The sequence below is a fragment of the Blautia sp. CGZ-1-C1 genome, from assembly GCF_056504575.1.
Window position 1 is genome coordinate 48,634 of record NZ_JBWLUT010000096.1, and the last position, 19,707, is coordinate 68,340.

Annotated in this window: 18 protein-coding genes; 4 read left to right on the forward strand and 14 right to left on the reverse strand. The window is 41.4% G+C overall.

Translation table 11 applies throughout. From position 1 onward, the window contains the following. The first annotated feature begins 24 nt into the window (after positions 1 to 24). Positions 25 to 468: a phosphate-starvation-inducible PsiE family protein gene (locus AC058W_RS08470; RefSeq protein WP_118411294.1), complete on the forward strand. Its 444-nt coding sequence runs from the start codon at positions 25 to 27 to the stop codon at positions 466 to 468. Positions 469 to 847: 379 nt separating this feature from the next. On the opposite strand, the gene AC058W_RS08475 is transcribed toward AC058W_RS08470, so the two are convergent. Next, entirely contained in the window at positions 848 to 1,978 is a 1,131-nt protein-coding gene (locus tag AC058W_RS08475; protein WP_118137237.1) for an Ldh family oxidoreductase, read from the reverse strand. A gap of 289 nt (positions 1,979 to 2,267) precedes the next feature. Between AC058W_RS08475 and nudC the strand changes: the two genes are divergently transcribed. Beyond that, entirely contained in the window at positions 2,268 to 3,116 is an 849-nt protein-coding gene (nudC, locus tag AC058W_RS08480; protein ID WP_118247774.1) for an NAD(+) diphosphatase, read from the forward strand. Positions 3,117 to 3,244: 128 nt separating this feature from the next. On the opposite strand, the gene AC058W_RS08485 is transcribed toward nudC, so the two are convergent. The 13 genes from AC058W_RS08485 to AC058W_RS08545 all read right to left on the reverse strand — a co-directional run bounded on the left by AC058W_RS08485 (position 3,245) and on the right by AC058W_RS08545 (position 17,151). Then, positions 3,245 to 4,384 carry a DnaJ C-terminal domain-containing protein gene (locus tag AC058W_RS08485; RefSeq protein WP_479389972.1) on the reverse strand — a complete coding sequence of 380 codons (1,140 nt, stop codon included), beginning with the start codon at positions 4,382 to 4,384 and terminating at the stop codon, positions 3,245 to 3,247. 125 nt (positions 4,385 to 4,509) lie between these two features. Next, the gene (locus tag AC058W_RS08490; protein WP_019160363.1) at positions 4,510 to 4,977 is read right to left on the reverse strand and encodes an Hsp20/alpha crystallin family protein; all 468 of its coding nucleotides are present in this window, start codon (positions 4,975 to 4,977) and stop codon (positions 4,510 to 4,512) included. Positions 4,978 to 5,167: 190 nt separating this feature from the next. Continuing rightward, positions 5,168 to 5,635 carry an Hsp20/alpha crystallin family protein gene (locus tag AC058W_RS08495; RefSeq protein WP_008705428.1) on the reverse strand — a complete coding sequence of 156 codons (468 nt, stop codon included), beginning with the start codon at positions 5,633 to 5,635 and terminating at the stop codon, positions 5,168 to 5,170. A gap of 417 nt (positions 5,636 to 6,052) precedes the next feature. Then, positions 6,053 to 8,953 carry an ATP-binding protein gene (locus AC058W_RS08500; RefSeq protein ID WP_479389968.1) on the reverse strand — a complete coding sequence of 967 codons (2,901 nt, stop codon included), beginning with the start codon at positions 8,951 to 8,953 and terminating at the stop codon, positions 6,053 to 6,055. A gap of 4 nt (positions 8,954 to 8,957) precedes the next feature. Beyond that, positions 8,958 to 9,200, reverse strand: a complete 243-nt coding sequence (locus AC058W_RS08505) for a hypothetical protein (RefSeq protein ID WP_479389969.1) — start codon at positions 9,198 to 9,200, stop codon at positions 8,958 to 8,960. Positions 9,201 to 9,373: 173 nt separating this feature from the next. Further along, positions 9,374 to 10,201 (reverse strand): carbohydrate ABC transporter permease, encoded by an 828-nt coding sequence (locus tag AC058W_RS08510; RefSeq protein WP_178762164.1) that lies wholly within the window; start codon positions 10,199 to 10,201, stop codon positions 9,374 to 9,376. Next, positions 10,194 to 11,093 carry a carbohydrate ABC transporter permease gene (locus AC058W_RS08515; RefSeq protein WP_117675981.1) on the reverse strand — a complete coding sequence of 300 codons (900 nt, stop codon included), beginning with the start codon at positions 11,091 to 11,093 and terminating at the stop codon, positions 10,194 to 10,196. The genes AC058W_RS08510 and AC058W_RS08515 overlap by 8 nt, the downstream gene beginning before the upstream one ends. Before the next feature lie 197 nt (positions 11,094 to 11,290). Then, positions 11,291 to 12,580 (reverse strand): ABC transporter substrate-binding protein, encoded by a 1,290-nt coding sequence (locus AC058W_RS08520; RefSeq protein ID WP_118137245.1) that lies wholly within the window; start codon positions 12,578 to 12,580, stop codon positions 11,291 to 11,293. 327 nt (positions 12,581 to 12,907) lie between these two features. Then, on the reverse strand, positions 12,908 to 13,417 hold the full coding sequence (locus AC058W_RS08525) for a hypothetical protein (protein ID WP_173684579.1): 510 nt from the start codon (positions 13,415 to 13,417) through the stop codon (positions 12,908 to 12,910). A 6-nt stretch (positions 13,418 to 13,423) separates the two neighbouring features. Beyond that, positions 13,424 to 14,362, reverse strand: a complete 939-nt coding sequence (locus tag AC058W_RS08530) for a helix-turn-helix domain-containing protein (RefSeq protein ID WP_242986767.1) — start codon at positions 14,360 to 14,362, stop codon at positions 13,424 to 13,426. Between the two features lie 402 nt (positions 14,363 to 14,764). Beyond that, complete coding sequence (locus AC058W_RS08535; protein WP_330489872.1) at positions 14,765 to 15,676, reverse strand: 4Fe-4S binding protein; 912 nt, start codon at positions 15,674 to 15,676, stop codon at positions 14,765 to 14,767. A 113-nt stretch (positions 15,677 to 15,789) separates the two neighbouring features. Next, a complete protein-coding gene (locus AC058W_RS08540) occupies positions 15,790 to 15,954 on the reverse strand; it encodes a CD1871A family CXXC motif-containing protein (protein WP_019160354.1) in 165 nt (54 codons plus the stop codon). Further along, positions 15,955 to 17,151 (reverse strand): TlpA family protein disulfide reductase, encoded by a 1,197-nt coding sequence (locus tag AC058W_RS08545; RefSeq protein ID WP_118137283.1) that lies wholly within the window; start codon positions 17,149 to 17,151, stop codon positions 15,955 to 15,957. Between the two features lie 411 nt (positions 17,152 to 17,562). Here AC058W_RS08545 and AC058W_RS08550 point away from each other — a divergent pair, with 411 nt between their 5' ends. Both AC058W_RS08550 and AC058W_RS08555 read left to right on the forward strand, forming a co-directional pair. Then, a complete protein-coding gene (locus AC058W_RS08550; protein ID WP_117845892.1) occupies positions 17,563 to 18,231 on the forward strand; it encodes a response regulator transcription factor in 669 nt (222 codons plus the stop codon). A 141-nt stretch (positions 18,232 to 18,372) separates the two neighbouring features. Continuing rightward, on the forward strand, positions 18,373 to 19,533 hold the full coding sequence (locus AC058W_RS08555; protein ID WP_479389970.1) for a sensor histidine kinase: 1,161 nt from the start codon (positions 18,373 to 18,375) through the stop codon (positions 19,531 to 19,533). Positions 19,534 to 19,707: the final 174 nt, after the last annotated feature.

Genomic DNA, 19,707 nt, shown 5'->3' on the forward strand with positions numbered 1-19,707 from the left:
TATAATGAAAGGACTCTCGCTATCATGAGCCCCAAAAAAGAAATAAACCACAACATTCGCAAACATTTTAATAGTATCATTTACAATATCTCACGCTACACAGAAATCGTGCTGTCTATCATCATCCTTGTAGTGATCGCATTGGCCGGAATCCGTCTTATCATGGAAGTTGCAGGCACTGCCGTTCCCGATATGGACACAGAATTCTTTACCAGTTTCCTGTCTCAGGCATTGTCCCTGGTAGTCGGCGTAGAGTTTGTAAAAATGCTCTGCCAACATTCCGCACAGACAGTTGTCGAAGTTCTGATGTTTGCCACTGCACGTCAGATGGTCGTTGAACATCTCGGTCCAAATGAGACACTTCTCGGTGTTATCAGTATTGCAATACTTTTCGGCATCCGCAAATACCTCATGACCGACAACGATGACATGAACTCACACAAAAATAAGGACACAGAAGAACTTTAAAATTTGCTCTCTTGTTCAGGAAAGAATCCTGCAAGCAGGATTCTTTCCTGCGGCGGATCGTTTTAGCGACATAATTCCTCTCCGCCGCAGTGCGATTATGCCCGAAAGGCTTTATTATATCAATCATAGAAACATTACGGAATAATTTCCTGTGATTGATATAATAAAAAAAGGCTGCATGGTTTCATACTATCTGTAATTTTTACAAACAGTACGAAACTATGCAGTCTCTTTTTTATTTCCACATACTGATAAACGGTTGTCTCAAAAAAAGGTATATTTCATATATTTTATAGTTAATATTATCAGTACGATGGGTTCTGTTTAGCAGTTTTTGTTTTGTAATTTTTATTTAATGATTTTTGTTGATGTTTTGTATTTAATAATTTCCACCGAAAAATTTACTGTCTTTTGGCAGCTCATAATCTTTAAAATAAGCTCCAAAATCTATCTTCAGATAATTGCAGAGATTAGCCAGTTCAACCATAGTATTGTCATTTACTGGAATGCCATTTTCCCTGCGTTCTTTTTCTGCCATAATTTCTTTCTCACCATGAGTATAAATCTGCTCTGCACCTTCGGCCTTCGGACTCTGGCGAAGAGTTTCCAGATATTCTGAGAAATGCGCCTTGATATCATCTGCATTTCCGAAGATTGCAGGATCGATTGCTGCAAATCCATGGCAGATACCTGTCTTATCTTTAAATGTACAGCATTTATCAGAAGTAACACCCATAGAAAGAATAGAACTGAAAATCTCACAGAGCATTCCATATCCATAACCTTTATGGCTTCCATTCACTTCTTTATTTCCACCAAGTGGCATAATTCCGCCGCCTTTTTTGCCAACAATATTTGCAAGTACAGCCGGTGCATCCGTACTTTCATGTCCGTCTGCTCCGAGAGCCCAGCCCTCAGGAAGCTGTTTACCTGATTTATTATACATTTCCAGTTTTCCTCTGGTTACAACTGTTGTAGAGCAGTCAAAGAGAAACGGATATGGCTCTGCAGGCATCGCTACTGCGATCGGGTTGGAACCTAACATTGCCTTACGTCCAAAGGTAGGTACCATGATTGCTTCTGAGTTAGTGCATGCCATTCCAAGCAGTCCCTGTTTAGAAGCCATTTCCGCATAATATCCTGCAATACCAAAATGATTGGAATTTCTTACTGAAACGAAACCAACGCCTGTTTTTTTTGCTTTCTCAATTGCTTTCTCCATTGCAAAATGACTGATCAACTGTCCCATTCCGTCATGTCCGTCGATCACTGCTGATACAGGTGTCTCAAATACAACCTCCGGTTCCGCATCCGGATGAATCGTACCTTTCTCAATTCCTTTATCATATCTTACCATTCTCTGCATTCCGTGACTCTCAATCCCGTACAGATCTGCGGTAAGTAAAACATCTTTAATAATATTGGTCTGTTCCTCATTGAAACCAAACTTTCGAAATACATCGTGGCAAAAAGTATTTAATGTGTCATAACTCCATTTCACGTAACCCATAACTGTAAAAGCCCTCCTTGAAGTACTACTCGTTCTCTTTTTTGGTATTACCAATTTTATGAGTTGATTATACCACTTGTTTTTTCAAAGCGCAATACGCTATTTTATTTTTTTCAGAGCATACTATTTTTTTGAAATATCTTTTTATAATCAGATATTTTTGTCTCTTGCTTTTATAAAAGCTCAGGAATATACTATGAGCAGATAATAAACCGGCTGTTAAACAGTCTGTACCTTTCAGGGTATTCTCATTATCTCCTCATATTTTTCAGAAAAGGACTATTACATTATGATTCAAGACATCGCACCACATATTTACCATAACGAATACAAACCATCTGCCCCGGATAAAGACAGCTTCATCCTCACCTATGAAAATGGCAGAATTCTTCTTCCCCGACAGAATCGCGAAGAGGCAATCACATTTCCACGTTTCCAGGAATTAGAGGGACGGCTCGATAATCTTTATGTGAACTATATCTACCTCTTCTCCATTGATGACCAGCGCTTTTATCTGATTCCACATCTGGATAATGCACTTCTTCCTGACTATGAATTTCAGGATGTACGTGTCCTGCGTACTGCACATCCGCAACATCTGGCATTTGCAGGGATTACAGGACATCAGTTGTTCCAGTGGTACAGCAAACGTCAGCATTGTGGCTGCTGCGGAAAACCAATGGTTCACAGCCAGAAGGAACGTATGATGGAATGCCCTTCCTGTGGCAATCACGAATATCCGGTTCTGTGCCCTGCTGTTATTGTGGGGATTACAAACAAAGATAAGATCATCCTCTCCAAATATGAGGGACGCAACTTCAAACGCTATGCTTTGATTGCAGGTTTCGCAGAAATCGGGGAAACCATCGAAGAAACCGTACACCGTGAAGTAATGGAAGAAGTAGGTCTGAAAGTCAAAAATCTCCGCTACTACAAGAGCCAGCCATGGTCCTTCAGCGGCTCTCTGCTGTTTGGATTCTTCTGTGATGTAGACGGTGATGATACCCTGACCGTTGACCATGAAGAACTCTCCATGGCACAGTGGGTAGAACGTGATAAAATCCCGGATCAGGGCAATAATATCAGCCTGACCAAGGAAATGATGATGCTCTTCCGTGATGGAAAGGAACCCAGATAAACAATATTTTATATCAGAAAAAGCTCACAGAATATTTTTCCCTATTATGACAAAAGGATACATACACGGTAATGTTACTGTGCATGTATCCTTTTCGTTTCTCTTTCAAAAATATTTCTGATTACTCTTCACGCCGCACTCCCGCTGCCAAATCCACGGCTTCTGCGGTTTCCATTACATTCCTGTTCGAATTCTTTCAGTTTGCGTCTTGCTTCCGGTGTCAGACTGGTCGGAACTTCAATCTGTACAGTTGCATATTCATCACCGTGCACAGACGGATTATTCATTGCAACAATACCTTTACCTCTCAGACGTATCTTCGTTCCGGACTGAGTACCCGGTTTAATGTTACAGAGAACATCACCGTAAATAGTGTGAACCTTCGCCTCACCGCCAAATACTGCTGTTGTAAATGGGATATTCACTGTTGTGTAAACATCTCTGCCTTCCCGTTTATATCCGGGTTTATCCTGAACATTTACTTTCAGAAGCAGATCACCGGCTTCACCTCCGCCAACTCCCGGATAGCCTTTTCCTTTAAGTCTGATAGATTTACCGGATTCAATACCTGCCGGAATATTGACTTCATAGTTCTGGACGCCACCATTACTGCTCTGCAGGCGGATAACCTTCTTGCCACCAAAAGCAGCTTCATCAAAGCTGACAGTAACCTCTGCATGAAGATCCTCACCTTTGCTGCTGTAAGAACCGCCAAAGCCCTGACTGCGAAAATCACTTCCACCTGTACCAAAGCCACTGCCGAATCCATCAGTTCCGTTACTTCCGAAACCGCCAAAACCACTTCCGTGAAAGCCACTGCCTCCAAATCCGCTGCTTCCAAAACCACCTGATGATTTACTCTTCTTAAATCCACCACCAAAAAGGTTCTTCAGGATATCATCCATATCTTCGCCATTTTCAAAATGATATTCATGATAACCATTGCCATCACTGTACGAACCATGGAAACCGCTGCCAAATGGATTGCCTTGCGCTCCGCCAAATCCACTGCCCTGTGCGTTTCCATAATTACCGGCACCTTCTTCAAAAGCAGCGTGGCCAAACTGATCATACAGTTTACGCTTCTTCTCATCACTCAGAACATCATAGGCTTCATTTACTTCCTTAAAGTGCTCTGCTGCCGAAGCATTTCCCTCATTACTGTCCGGATGATATTTCTTGGCCAGTTTTCTGTATGCTTTCTTAATCGTTGCTGCATCCGCGTTTTTGTTCACGCCCAGAACTTCATAGTAGTCTCTTTTCAATATCATCACCTTCCCTCATAAACACATTCTAACGCAATCATTCCTGACTTCATATTTCTGCAATCCTCATTATGCAAACAACGGGAAGCCAAAAGATTTGACCTCCCGTTGCTGTAACTTAACATCTATTATCCTTCAATGGAGATGCTGTGCTTCTGTTCCACTGCTGGCTTTGCTTCTTTCTTCGGAACAAATAATGTCAGGATACCATGTTTGAATTCTGCTTTGATGTCGTCCTGATGTACTTCTTTACCTACATAAAAGCTACGACTGCAGGCACCTGCATAACGTTCTCTGCGGATATAACGTCCTGTCTCTTTTTCCTTCTCGTCTTTGTCCAGGCCTTTCTCTGCACTGATAGTCAGATAACCATTTTCAAGTGCTGCATGGACTTCATCTTTCTTAAATCCCGGAAGATCTACAACCAGTTCGTATCCGTTATTCATTTCCTTGATATCAGTTTTCATTACATGATTTGCTTTATGTCCATAAAGTTTCTTCTCTGCATCTTTCATTGCTCTGTCATCATAATAGAATGGGAAATCTCCAAAAAAGTCATCAAATAAATTTTCTCCAAAAATACTAGGCATTAACATAAGTCATATCTCCTTTTCTAATATATTTTATATATGTCAAATCTGTTCACCAGATTTACTTTCCAAATCTATCTTTACAGGTTTTTTCAACCTTTTATCTTCAATCTTTTAGTGTAAGCTTTTATTTTTTATATCTGTCTGTTCTTAATCTCTGGCTGACCCTCAACGGGTCAGTCAGAATATTTATTCATCAGCCTTCAATGGCAATTGTTTTCTTCTGTTCTACTGCTGGTTTTGCTTCTTTCTTTGGTACAAATAATGTGAGGATACCATGTTTGAATTCTGCTTTAATGTCTTCTTTCTCAACTTCTTTACCTACATAGAAGCTACGGCTACAGGCACCTGCGTAACGTTCCTTACGGATATAACGTCCTGTCTCTTTTTCCTGCTCATCTTTGTCCAGGCCTTTCTCAGCGCTGATAGTCAGATAACCATTCTCCAGGTCAGCCTTTACTTCATCTTTGGTAAATCCCGGAAGATCTACGACCAGTTCATAGCCTTTATCAGTTTCCTTGATATCGGTTTTCATTATATGGCTGGCTCTGCGTCCGTAAAGTTTCTTCTCTGTATCTTTCATTGCTCTGTCATCATAATAAAATGGAAAATCTCCAAAAAAGTCATCAAATAAATTTTCTCCAAAAATACTAGGCATCAACATAAGTCATCTCTCCTTTTCTATACCGTCCATCTGTATATGATGGACTCTCAGTTATGCATCTTTACCTTGTTTCTTTGGAACTTAGGTTATCAGGAATCTCATAGAACTTATTTCTTTGTTCTCTTTTTGTTCCCCTTCCTTTGTTCTAGCTGTAATATAACACTTATTATTAGCACTGTCAATAGGTGAGTGCTAATTATTTTGTGAAGAATTTGTGAACTGTCAGCCGGCTTCTTTCCTCAACAAGGTCATCACGTTTTATGATTCTATATTCATAATATTTTTACGTTTTTCAGACAAAAAAGACGCAACCCACATTTCTGTGACTTACGCCTTTCTCTACTCATATTTTTGTCATCCAGACTTTTAACTCTGCTTCTGATAATTTACTGATGGCAACAGATCTTGCAGATGACATCACCTTCCACAGCACTCCACAATGGTTTTCTCCACATCTTCTATCTGAAATGGTTTTGCCAGATGTGCGGTCATGCCGGCTGCGAGACATCTTTTTGCATCTTCCTCAAATGCATTTGCAGTCATTGCAATGATCGGAATTATTTTTGCATCCGCCCTGTCCATGGCACGTATGGCTTTTGTTGCTGCAATACCATCCATAACAGGCATCATGACATCCATCAATATGGCATCAAAGGTTCCCAGAGGATTACTTTCGAAGTGCTCCACTGCCTGTCTGCCATTTTTTACAACTGTAACCTTCGCACCGTCATCTGTCAGCAGCATTTCTACGATTTCTGCATTAAGCTCATTATCCTCGGCTGCCAGCAGATGCAATCCACGAATATCATATTTCTCTGCAAGTTCCTCATCCCTTTTCTGTTCCTGGGCAATTTCAAAGGGAATGGTAATGACAAACACAGAGCCAATGCCCACCTGACTTGTCACTTCAATACTTCCATTCATCTGCTCAATCAATCCCCTGGCAATCGCCATTCCCAGACCGGTTCCCTGATAAACACTCCGGGCATCTGTTTTTTCCTGTGAAAACGGATCAAAAATATGGCTCAGGAACTCCGGACTCATCCCTATACCTGTATCAGAAATCGTCCATCTGTATGTACAGATTCCATCATGTACATCTGCTACCTCCATTACCGTAGTAATCTTTCCTCCCGGTCGGTTATACTTAATACAGTTTCCATAGATATTCAGAAAAATCTGACGAAGATGCAGTGAGCTTCCATAGACATACGGATAAGGAATATCCTCCTTATTTTTCTCATAAATCCACTGAATATCCTCACCTGCTGCCCTGTGAGTGATAATACTCTCAATCTCATAGACCAGATCTTTAAGATAGATATATTCATGAGTCAGAACAATATGACCTTCCTCTATTTTACTCATCTGCAAAACATCATTGATAAGGGAAAGCAGGTAATCCGCTGCTATCTTCATCTTTTTATGATTTTCCCGTATCAGTGCCTTATCCTCAAAATGAGTCTCATCAATCTTTAACAGACCAATAATACCATTCAAAGGTGTCCTGATATCATGGCTCATACGGCTGAGGAAATTCGTTTTCGCCCTGCTCTCGGCACGCATCTCATTGAATGCGGCCTGAAGGCGCGCCTGTTCCTGTTCATCCCGTTCATGCCTCTGTGTGGTATCCTGCAACAGAATGATTGCATAGATCATGGGTACCTCAGCAAGGATTTCTGTATCAAACACTACCACTCTGGTCATAAGAACTGTTTTCTGTACCCATCGGATACTTCCATCATCTTCGCGGGCACAATATTCCACAGACATATTTGTTTCTCCGTTTTCAAACCTCTTACGAAGCTTTTCACAATTATCTGTCATGCAGTAACCGGCAATTGTTTCCTGGGTGATTTTTTTCTCATATTCCCAACAGTAATCCTGATAAGAACATGGAAGCGGATAGTCCATAAAAAGCTCCCGACTCTTCTGTTCTTTTCCATTCAGTACGATCCTTCTTTCCAAAACATCCTTTGTCAGATTTACTGTATAGATCACATCTGACAATTCCAGAAGTGCATCCACATAGCTGTCATTTTCCAGGATAGACTGTTTCAGCTGTTCATAATAAAGCTGCAGCTGCTCTTTTGCCCCTGTCTGGCCTTCAGAAGTCTTTCGGATGGTTTCAAATGCCAGAAGAAAATGATGCAGCTTTTTGTCCTCATCCCAGTCCACCGGAATCAGTGTCAGGCGGTTATATGCCCCCTGTTTTCCGATATTATACTCATATTCCAGCACATCTTCCTTCGTATGCATCTTCTTTTGAAGCTCCGAAATCTGCAGTCCTTCACGGATATCTGCCTGACAGGACTTTTCAATCTGTTCCTCTATGATCTGTTCCACAGCACCGGAATATGCACCATCAGAGGCCAGGAAAAAATTTTCACTGGAACGAATCGCCCGATAAGTATCCATCCTGGCATCACAATACAGACAGTCTGAGAAATTACTGCCGTGCTGATTAAGCAGCTTTAACAGCTGATATCCCTGATTCTTTTCTGCTGCAGCCTCTTCCCGTTTCACATGATTCTTATTGATATACATGTTTTTGTCTGCGCAGTTAAACAGTTCTCTCATTGTACTTCCGGGAAAATCGCCGGCCAGTGCAAATCCCACCGCATAGCTTAGGGGAGTATCCGGATACACTCTGGATTCCTCTGTCATATCCCTGCGCACCTTTTCAAGACACTGTGTCATCTGTTCTCTGTCCAGTCCGTGGGTAACTGCAAGAAATTCATCTCCACCTGCTCTTCCCACAAACTGCTCAGCCGGCATGGAATCCCGCAGGCAGATAGCAAATCTACGGATATAGGCATCACCGGCTTCATGTCCTCTGCTGTCATTAATACGCCGGAGATTATTAAGATCAAAACTACAGACACCGATATCTGCATCCGGTTCTTCCTCATTCAGCAATTCTTCACATTTATTTTTGTTCGGAAGTCCCGTCGCATCATCCAGATATACCTTTCGCTGCAGCAGACGGTTCATTGCAGCATATTGTATTGCTTTGATAAACTCATATCCGATCAGCAGCATCAATACAACAATATCTGCTGTGATATATTTTTCAAGCAATGATAAGGATGTGGCTTTTTTCTGCGAATATTTTTCAGCCAGACCTGTTGCTTCATCACAGATCACAAAAAACTCCTCACTTTCCGGAATAATATCTGTGTTTCTGGCCCCTTTAAACCTCACAAGATAAATTTTCTTATACAGGTCAGAGAATTTGTCATCCAGTTCCTGCATTTTTTTCTGAAAATCAACATCATCGAGACGCACAAGATTTAATTCATCATTTCCATTTCGCAAACCATCAATAAAAAGTTCTTATCTCATGGATCATCTCATTTTCCTGTTGCGTGGAAAGCTCCAGTTTTATGAGTCTCTGTGTCTCTCCCCTGACTAAACCGGTATAATTTACAATACGGGCCGTTCCCTGAATATCTGAGACAATTCCCATCATTATGATAATAAGGATAGCCAGAATAACTGCCAGAACACCGATACTGATCTGAATAATACTTGATTTCTTTTTCTTATTCTTTACTTCGGACATGGCCCTCCCCCTTCTTGTTTTATTCTGGAAAAGTACTTTCTGTACTCTATCTATTTTACCGTACTTTTTTCATTATGCCTACTCAAATTTGAATGTATTTATTTATAAACAGGCAAAAACACCCGGCAAAATTACTTTTCGTAATCTGCCGGGTGTTCCCTTTCTCAGGTTTTTTATTTGACTGCTCCGGTAATACCTTCTGCAAACTGTTTCTGTAATACAAAGAATACGATCATTGTAGGAATAGAACAGAACAATACACCGCACATCAGCATACCATAATCTGTCACATAACCTGTGATCAGGTTGGCGATCAGCATTGGCATGGTCATTGCCTTGTTGTCTGTCATGATTACCTTTGGCCACAGATAGGAGTTCCATGCATTCATAAAGGTAATAACAGCAGCTGCCGCATATGTAGATTTCATTGTAGGAATGAACATCTGGAAGAAAATCCTTACTTCGCTGAGTCCGTCAATACGTGCAGCTTCAATAATATCAACCGGGAATGATCTGGCATTCTGACGGAACATCATGATCATAAACGGTGTGGAAATAATCGGAAGGATAAAACCTACTGCTGTATTCAGAAGTCCCGCCTTGGAAAACATTTTGAACAACGGAACCATAGTTGCAACCTGCGGAACCATCATAGCCAGAAGCAGGATTGAAAATACTCTGTCTTTCCACTTATCATGGTAAACTTCAAATCCGTAACCTGCAATAGAGCAGACCAGAAGACAGATCACTGTAGTAAGGATTGCATAAAAGAAAGAGTTTCCAAGTGCTCTCCACAGTGGCTGCTGGGCTGTAAGATTACGGAAGTTTTCCATAAAATGGCTTCCCGGAATGATTCGTCCACGTGACACATCTGTGGATGTATTAGTTGCGGCTGAGATCATCCAGTATAACGGGAATACTGAAATAAATGACACGATGATCAGAAAAATATAGGTTGGGATCAATCTTCTCTGAATGGCTGATTTGTTTTTCTTAGTCACGTGTATCACCTACTTTCAAATTAATAAATGCAAGTACAGCTACCATAATGAATATGATAAATGACATTGCTGCTGCATATCCAAAGTTTGGTACGTTAATAAAACATGTATTGTAAATATAGTGGGACATTGTGATTGTTGAGTTTGCCGGTCCACCCTTTGTCAGGTTGACAGACTCATCGAACAACTGCAGTGTACCATTAATTGACATGATGAATGTCATGATAATTGTCGGTTTCAGAAGCGGAACTGTAATCTTCCAGAAAGTCTTCCAGCCATTGGCACCGTCAATCTTGGCTGCTTCATATACAGAATATTCGATATTCTGAAGTCCTGCCAGATAGAACACCATATTATATCCGGTCCATCTCCAGATCAGCGCAAGGATAATTACAATCTTGGCACTGGCGGAATTTCCCAGGAAGTTATAGCCGGTAGATAAGATTCCAAGTTTGATCAGAATACTGTTGATCAGACCATCTGTAGCAAACATGGAACGGAAGATCAATGAATAGGATACCAGAGATGTCGCACATGGAAGAAATACACAGGTACGGAAAAATCCCTTAAATTTCAAATCTTTGTTATTCAGAAGCTGTGCCAGAAGAATTGCCAGTATCAGCATGATTGGCACCTGAATGATCAGATACAGGAATGTATTTGCAATAGACTGCTGAAATACCTTGTCTGCCAGAATACGTTTATAGTTGCTGAAGATCGGATCTGCAAATCTCATATTTGCTCCGGCTCCGGTCTGCAGGGAAATGATAAATGCACGTATCATTGGATAAAAGCTCATGATCGCGATCATGATAGTTGCAGGGGCCAGAAACATCCATCCTGCAGCTCTCTGCTTGCCAAGCAGAGACATACCTTTTTTCTTGGAATTCACGTGAACTCCTCCTTTCAAAAAACTCTGTAACTGTTCAGCATTTTGCCGGACAATTACCAACTCTTTGCAGTAAAATGGGGGACTGCTGGCAGTCCCCCGCACTTACCTGTTTTCATTCACTTAATTACTGTCTACAGATTGCTTCACAGTTTCACTGTTCCCGCAATCCTGACATCATCTGATCCTGCGATCAGAATTTATTCAGTCATCTTGAATGCCAGAGTATCCTGAGCTTCCTGAAGAGCATCTTCTACAGATGTACCGTTTACAATATTTACAACTGCTGTGTTGACACATTCTCTTGCTTCATAGTGATACGGTGTTTTTGTGAACTCCGGAATATGAGAAGAGTATTCTACAATTGTTGAGAAGATTGGCTGTCCACCGAAAAATTCATTTGGCTCGTTGTAAACCTCAGATTCACCTGCCGGCAGATAACAGGAGATTGCACCTGCTTCCGGAAGGATTGCATCATAGAACTCTGTACTGGAACCAAATGTGCTTGCAAGGAAATCTTCTGCGAGTTCTACATTCTGGCAGTTGGATGTAATATACCAGGAAGATCCACCATTGTTTGCATAATTTGTAGCTGTATCAACATCATCTACTTTAGGCATTGTTGTAATCTGCCACAGACCCTTCTGGTCTTCTGTAGACATCAGAGTAGCTGTGATCCAGTTACCATTTACGATACCTGCTGCCTCACCGCCTGTAATAGTAGCGATATATTCATCCCAGTTATTTACAAGTTTAACAACGTCATTCTTAACCAGATCTACATAAAGATTGATACATTTCTCTGCCACTTCATTGCCTACGATGTAAGCTTCGCCATCTTCGTTTACAAAGTTAGCTCCGCAGGACTGCATCATCATCATCAGAGTATCGCCGCCTGTAGCTTCACTTGTAAGAAGATATTTGCCTGTTTTTTCATGAACATCTTTACCGATTTCCATGAATTTGGACCATGTGATATCTGTCAGATCATCAATTGTATATCCTGCTTCGTCAAGGATATCTGTACGATAGCATGCAATAACAGCACCGTTATCAAACGGAACACCGTAGTGTGTATCATCTACCATGGAATAGGATTGTTTCAGTTTACCAAAATCATCCCAGTTAATGTTGATATCTTTCAGATCTGTGAATGCATCCGGATAGCTCTTCAGATATTTCTGATAGCTGTTGTCCTGCATAAGAACGATATCAGGAAGTGTGCTGTAATCGCCTGCATTTGCTGCTGTTGTCAGTTTAGTCTGGCAGTCATCAGAAGATGTCTCTATAATATCTACAGAAAATCCCTCATGATCTTTTGCATACTGATCTGCTGCGATCTGCATGGATTTGATATTGAAGTTCTGATCCCATGCCCATACGGTTAACTTGTTGTCATCATCAGATTTCGCTGAAACAACTGTAGCTGATCCTGCAAAGGATGCTACCATAGCACCGGTCATTAATACTGCGAGTAATTTTTTTCTCATATTTATGTCCTCCTTTATTAAGCTTATTCTTTCTTCCGAATCGCTTGTAAGCTAATTATAGCATCCGATTTTCAGGTATAGTTTGCATAACCGTACACATAATGTGCAATTTCGACCATTTTATGTATTTTGCACTATTTGAAATGCCAAAAAATCCGTTTTTTGTTCACTTTCTCATTTGCACCGCTTTTGCCATGTCATTTTTATGATAAAAGCCACTTTCATGGACAAAAAATTATATTTTTTTGTCTTTGAAAATGACCTTTGTTCTTATTTCATAAATTTTTTATTAAATTTTTGTACATATTTTACAATTTTTAATTCATTTTATGCAAAATAGACTTTACCAGGACATTGTGTCTTCATCGCATGAAGCAGTTCCTCATTAAGATCAAGAAGCAGTTTTATCTTGTGCCCGTCTTCCCGGATAATCATTGTGTAGTAAGGAGTATCATCATCATAAGAGGTATAATCGTACTTTTTCAGTTTCTCCGTTCCGCCATTCCTTTTGTACCTTGCAACACTTTCATGCCAGTGCGGTGCCACTGTCTCCAGACTGCTCAACTCCAATATATGAGCTGTTTTGCGATACTTCTTGCCATAGATCACATCTATTTCAAACTGACCGTTTTCCATCGTGTATTCATAATCCTTCTGACTGAATATATCAAAGACAAAATACAGCCCTGCAAGCAGAAATCCCGGAAGCATAAATGCCTGGGAAATCGTGATTCCCATAACCACAAAAAGCACTGCAAAAACAATCATTACCACACGCAGGACTCCGGACATACTCTTTTTCTTTCTTGATACCTGCTCCACAATCTTATAGTTCATAACTTTTTACCATCCTTCCTCTGAATGAATATCGAAATCCAAAAGCTGCTGTTCATAATTCTCCGGCCGCTTTCTCCATTCAACCGGCGTCACTCCCATTATCTGTCTGAAGTTCCGGTTAAACGTTGAATTGGTCGTGAAACCACATTTGTGCGCAATATCTGCCACCGGTATATCTGTTGTCTGCAAAAATTCACAGGCAGTATGAATCCGCACAGAATTAATATACTCCAGAGGACTTACCTTCATATGCGATGTAAATACTCTTCTGAAATGAGTTTCACTGATGTGACAGATCTTCGCCAGATCCTCAATCCGAATGTCTTCCATATAGTGATAAGAAACAAAATCCAGTACGCGGGTGATCATATTTGTAAGTTTTCCTGTTTCCTCTTCCACCCTGTCTTCCGGTGATGCCCGGTTCAGTCTGGCAATTTCTACAAGTAGTGCCGCAAGAACTCCACTGGATTCTTCAATATAAAATTCTTCTCCTTCACGCATGATATTCATAATCTTAAGAATTTTTTCAGCTATGGAGGGAGACTCATTCTCTTTCAGAAATAAAGCCTTAGAATATATTCTCTGGATCATTTTTTCAGCCTTTACCGGATTGTTCAGAAATTTTTTCATAAAACCTTCCACATCTATGAAAAGATACTCCCATTTACTAACCGTACCCAGATCACTGTTAGTCGTATGAGCATAATTGGGCGGAATCACCGTAAATTCTCTTCCCGAAAACCGCATTTCAGCCTCACCAAACGCCATAAATCCATCCCCTTCATAGCAGAAACCAATCTCCAGGTAATTGTGAAAATGAAGATAATCCACATCATTTCCATAATTCTGAACCCACTTCTGCCCCAGAAGAGCCAGAATCGGACTTCCGGCAGGCATCTGGTAATAGCGGAATTCCATCTTCGGTTTTCTTCTCTTCTTTGCCATACAGTCACCTCATTTTCTGTTCTGCATTTTCACAATATGATTTTACCAGTTTTTTATATATTTTTCGATATTTTTATACATTTTCCAACAAAAATAGTTACTGTTCACTCCGTGCCCAGTAACACGCTTCGCGATGCACAGAATTTATGCTATTCGCATAAATTCGCGCGGTATGTCTCGGGATTTTGGCATTCACATGCCAAAACACCTCGCGGGATAGTGGCATGTGAACAGTAACCAAAAATATACAAAAACACCTGACAGACTACTTTTATAATCTGTCAGGTGTCCCTTTTCCATATCTGTTATTATCAATCTTTTTATTCATAGTCTCATGGCTGAACCCGAATAATTTTGACTGATGACAGTTCTATACATGCCTCTGATATCATTTTATTTTCTTCATGATTGTGGTTTTCTCTTGATTCCACACTGGATTGCATTTGTCGGACAGGCTTTGCGGCATCTTCCACAGCGGATACATTCCGGACTGTTGGAGTTTTCCACAGGGTCTACGATCATCTGGCATGCTTTTGCACATTTTCCGCATTTTATACACTTATCTTTATCCACTCTGTATTTATACAGAGAGACAGGATTAAAGACAGAATAAAGTGCTCCCAGGGGACAGATATATTTGCAGAACGGACGGTAGATCATAATGGAGAGAATGATCGTTATGACAAGGATCACATTCTTCCATATGTACAGCCAGCCCAGTGCACTGCGCATGGATTTATTCAAAAGCACCAGTGGCAGTCCGCCCTCCAGTGTTCCTGCCGGGCAGATCAGTTTGCAGAAATAGGGTGCCCCCTGTCCCATAATATCCACAAGGAACAATGGAAGCAGGATCACAAACACTGCAAAAATCACATATTTCAGCTTACGAAGCAGTTGATCTCCCTTGAATGTACGGATTTTCTTAGGAAATGGGATCTTATTCAGCAGATCCTGGATCAGTCCAAAAGGACAGAGAAAACCGCAGATCAGCCTTCCTACCATAGCCCCGATGAAGATGAGAAATCCTACCACATAATAAGCCATCTTGAAATTCCAGCTCCCTATCACTGCCTGAAGGGAACCGATAGGACAGGCACCAACAGCACCTGGACAGGAATAACAGTTCAGGCCCGGAACACAGGCATTTTTCAATTTGCCTGTGTAAATTTTGCCTGTGACAAAACCGGTAACATGACTGTTTGTAATGAACGCCCACAGTGCCTGAATTCCGTGGCGTGGCCACTCATTAATCTTCATATTTTTTGTATTTTGTTTCTTATTACTTTTGTTATCGCTGTTCTTTTTGTTACTCATGATAATTTATTTTCTTTCCATTCATATCTTATACACAGACTTATCTTATGACAATGTTTCAGTCAGGCGGATATTTGCAGCCTCCGAAGAGGAACCTGCCTGATTCGGTTAAATCATCCAATTCCCACACATTCCATACAGATGTTAATGGCTTTTGTAAACACCACCGCCAGCTCTCCGCGGGAAATTCCATATCCCATAAAGCAGGCTCCCACAAGCATAAGAATCACAGCCGGCCATTTACTGTTCCATATTTTGCTGGTTTTTAATTTATTCATTTATTTTTCCTCTGTTACATTCGCCAGCTCTTTTTCCACAATTTCTTTCCACTCGTCCAGGCTGTGGCTTCCGGAGTAAGTCTCGCCTACAATATTTCCATTTTTGTCAACAAAGAATGTTTCCGGGAAAGCGGAGATTCCATTGAGACGTCCGTTCATCATTCCGGAATCCGGGATCAGGAATGGATAGGATGCCTTTGTTTTCTCCTGAATTACCTGAGCCTTTTTCACTGCTTCCTCATCCTGTTTTCCACCACTGCCTATTGTATCCCGTGTAACGCCTACTACTCCCACACCTTTATCCTTCATCTCCTGATAAAGCTTCTCCAGATCAGGAATCTCATTAATACATGGAGAACACCAGGTAGTAAAAACATTTACCATAGTCAGATCGTATTTGCTGAAGATATCCTGTGTATAGGTTTTTCCGTCAACTCCTGTTGTTTCAAATTTGCCTACATTTGTTCCTTCAGCTGCATCTGTACTGTCAGAAGTATCCTGCGGCTGGTCAAATGCAGAAAGCATCTGGAACGGGGTCATTTCTGTAAGTGTTACTTCAATCCCCTCCACATCCTTTAGCAGGTCTGCATCTGCATCCTTGTTTGTGCTGAGATAATATTTATATTTGCCGTCACTGCTGGTGCCCAGTTCTTTATGCTCTGTGCATCCGGTAATCGTATCCAGATCTTTCTGGGATTCCTCGTCATACATTCCGATCACACCTACTCTGCTGAGACTTTTCAGCCAGTCGTCATATCCGGTGCCCATCTTGTCCACCTCTGCATCCTTCTGCTCGTCTGTCAGGGTACACCAGCTGGCTGTGGCATATGTGACTGCCTCTGCATTGTCATCCCATCTCTCATCTGTAAACATGGAAATATTCTTCTTCTCCATCTGCTCTTTCAGGTCTTTGGAAATCCCTAATTTCATTCCAAGGAATGGATATTCATAAGTATCCTGTGCAGGCTGAGCAATCTCTGAGGGTTTGAAGGATTCAGCAATCAGACCCTCGGAAGCTGCCACACTGCCATCTTCTGCTGCCTGAACATCCTTACCATCCGTCTGGACTACACCTGCTTCATCTGCTGGCACTGCAAGAGCCTCCCCTGCATGTACAGTTACAATACCTCCCATAGATGTCACACTTAATACACTTGCTGCAAAAATCGCCATTAATCTCATTCTTCTGTTTTTCATTGTAAGTAAACTCCCTTCATTTTTTACTGTTATGATTTTTATATTACCTTTAATTACTTCTCTGTATCTGTCCGCAAATCTGGATTTCATCCCCACATGACAGACACTTTTTTATTGATATGCACACATTATAGCATCTGAGAAATAAAATCTGTGTTAAGAAAATAACTTTTTTTCGAATTTTATTTTGTAATCAATCCCAAACAAATCTGAAACGTAGTCAGGCAGATATTTTAATATGAAATCGTTTTCTTTTTTACACGAATTTTATACTTAATGTGCTATGATAAAATTGATAATATATCAGAGTCAAAAATTTTATCGTACAAACACTGACAATCTTCTGGCTTTTGGACTTTGGACTTTGATATTATAAAACTATGAAACCGGAAATTCAAAAAGGAGACTATCATGCACATTTTAATTATAGAAGACGAAGAACAGCTCTGCCGTTCCATGGCAGAGGGACTCCGCATGGACGGATACGAAACAGATACCTGCTTTGACGGGGAAGAGGGACTGGAATTATGTATGACAGAGAATTACGATCTGATTCTTTTGGATCTGAACCTGCCTGGAATTGACGGTCTGGACATTCTGCGTCAGTTCCGTACTTTCAATACCAACACTCCTGTTCTCATACTCTCCGCAAGAGTACAGATCCAGGATAAGGTGGAGGGTCTGGATCTGGGAGCCAACGATTACCTTACCAAGCCATTTCATTTCGAGGAACTGGAAGCCCGCATCCGCAGCCTCACCCGCCGTAAATTTATCCAGGAGGATGTCTGCCTGAGATGTAGCCGCATTACCTTTGACACACGCACAAGAGAAGCCAGTGTAGATGGTACACCACTGGCTCTCACCAGGAAAGAAAGCGCACTTCTGGAATACTTTCTGCTTCACCGCAACCGGATCATCAGCCCTGAGGAAATGATTGAGCATCTCTGGGATGGCAGCGTAAACAGCTTCAGCAATTCCATCCGGGTACACATTTCTTCCTTGAGAAAAAAACTGAGAACTGCCCTTGGATATGATCCTATACAAAATAAAATCGGACAGGGATATATTCTGGAAGAATAAAAATCATTCATATCTGTACAATAAATATTTTCAGATGTAAAGCGGACATTCGCAATCCGCTTCGCTACTTGCTCATGAACGCAGTCGCTTCGCGATCTGCGTCCAAATACTACTATGTCATTATAACGAAAGGATTTATCTATGAAATTTTATTCAGAAAAACTTTCCCCTCGCAGGCTCTCCCTCCAGTGGCGGCTCACATTGCTGATTTCCGGACTGGTTATCACAGCCTGTGCACTGATGTATTTCTTCATCAGCCGTTCTGCTGTGACCGGTCTGGAAGGGATTTCCGACTATGTGGTTCTAGTCACCCCTGACAATTCAAACCCGATCTCTATCAATGTAGATCCCAAAATCCTCATCCCTGATCTGGAAAACCAGATCCAGAATACCAAAAATAAATTTCTGTTCCAGAGCATGATTGCCACAGGTATCATTATTCTTCTCAGCAGTATCTGTACCTGGTTTGTCACCAGAAGAGCCCTGACCCCCCTGCGCAGATTCAGTGACAAAATCAGCCAGGTACAGGCACAGAATCTGTCTGAACCGCTGGAAGTCCCACTCTCAGAGGATGAGATCTCACGTCTGACCAGATCCTTTAATGACATGCTTGCACGCCTGGACAATGCATTCTCTGCGCAGAAGCAGTTTGTGGCAAGTGCAGCACATGAGCTTCGCACGCCCTTAGCTGTAATGCAGACAAATCTGGAAGTTTTTTACAAAAAGCCGGAACACACACACCAGGAATACGACAGGCTTTTCGCCATGCTTCAGGAACAGACCGGACGGCTTTCCCACCTTGCGGAAATCCTGCTGGACATGACAGGCCTTCAGACTGTAGAGCGTTCTGATACCATTTCCCTTGCAGCACTCACAGAAGAAGTTTTCTGCGATCTGGACCCGGTTGCAGAAAAGCATCAGATCCGGCTTATTCAGACAGAAGGTGACTGTACTGTTACAGGCAGCTATATCCTTCTGTACCGGGCAGTCTATAATCTGGTTGAAAATGCAATCAAATATAACCGGCCTTCCGGTTCCGTCACTGTAGGCATTCATTCTGCAGAGACTGCAGTCCTGGAGGTAACTGACACAGGCATCGGTATCTCCCCTGAAAATCAGGAGAAAATCTTTGATCCCTTCTACCGTGTGGACAAATCCCGCAGCCGCGCCATGGGCGGCGCCGGTCTGGGTCTTGCCCTTGTAAGCGAGATTGCCAGACAGCACAACGGCCAGGTAAAAGTAACCCAGAGCAGCAAAAAAGGCAGCACCATTGCTCTGATACTGCCTGTAACAATCCTTTAAATCAACTGACCACTGATTTTGAATAACTGCGCGTCGCATTCCCGTTACTTCAATGATGAGTTAGACGCGCAGTTATTCAAGTTCCATTCCATTATGAATTTTCCAATCCATTTTTTAACAAATGAGTCATCGTTCTACATATTTTGTGATGACAGATGTTATAATCTCCATATC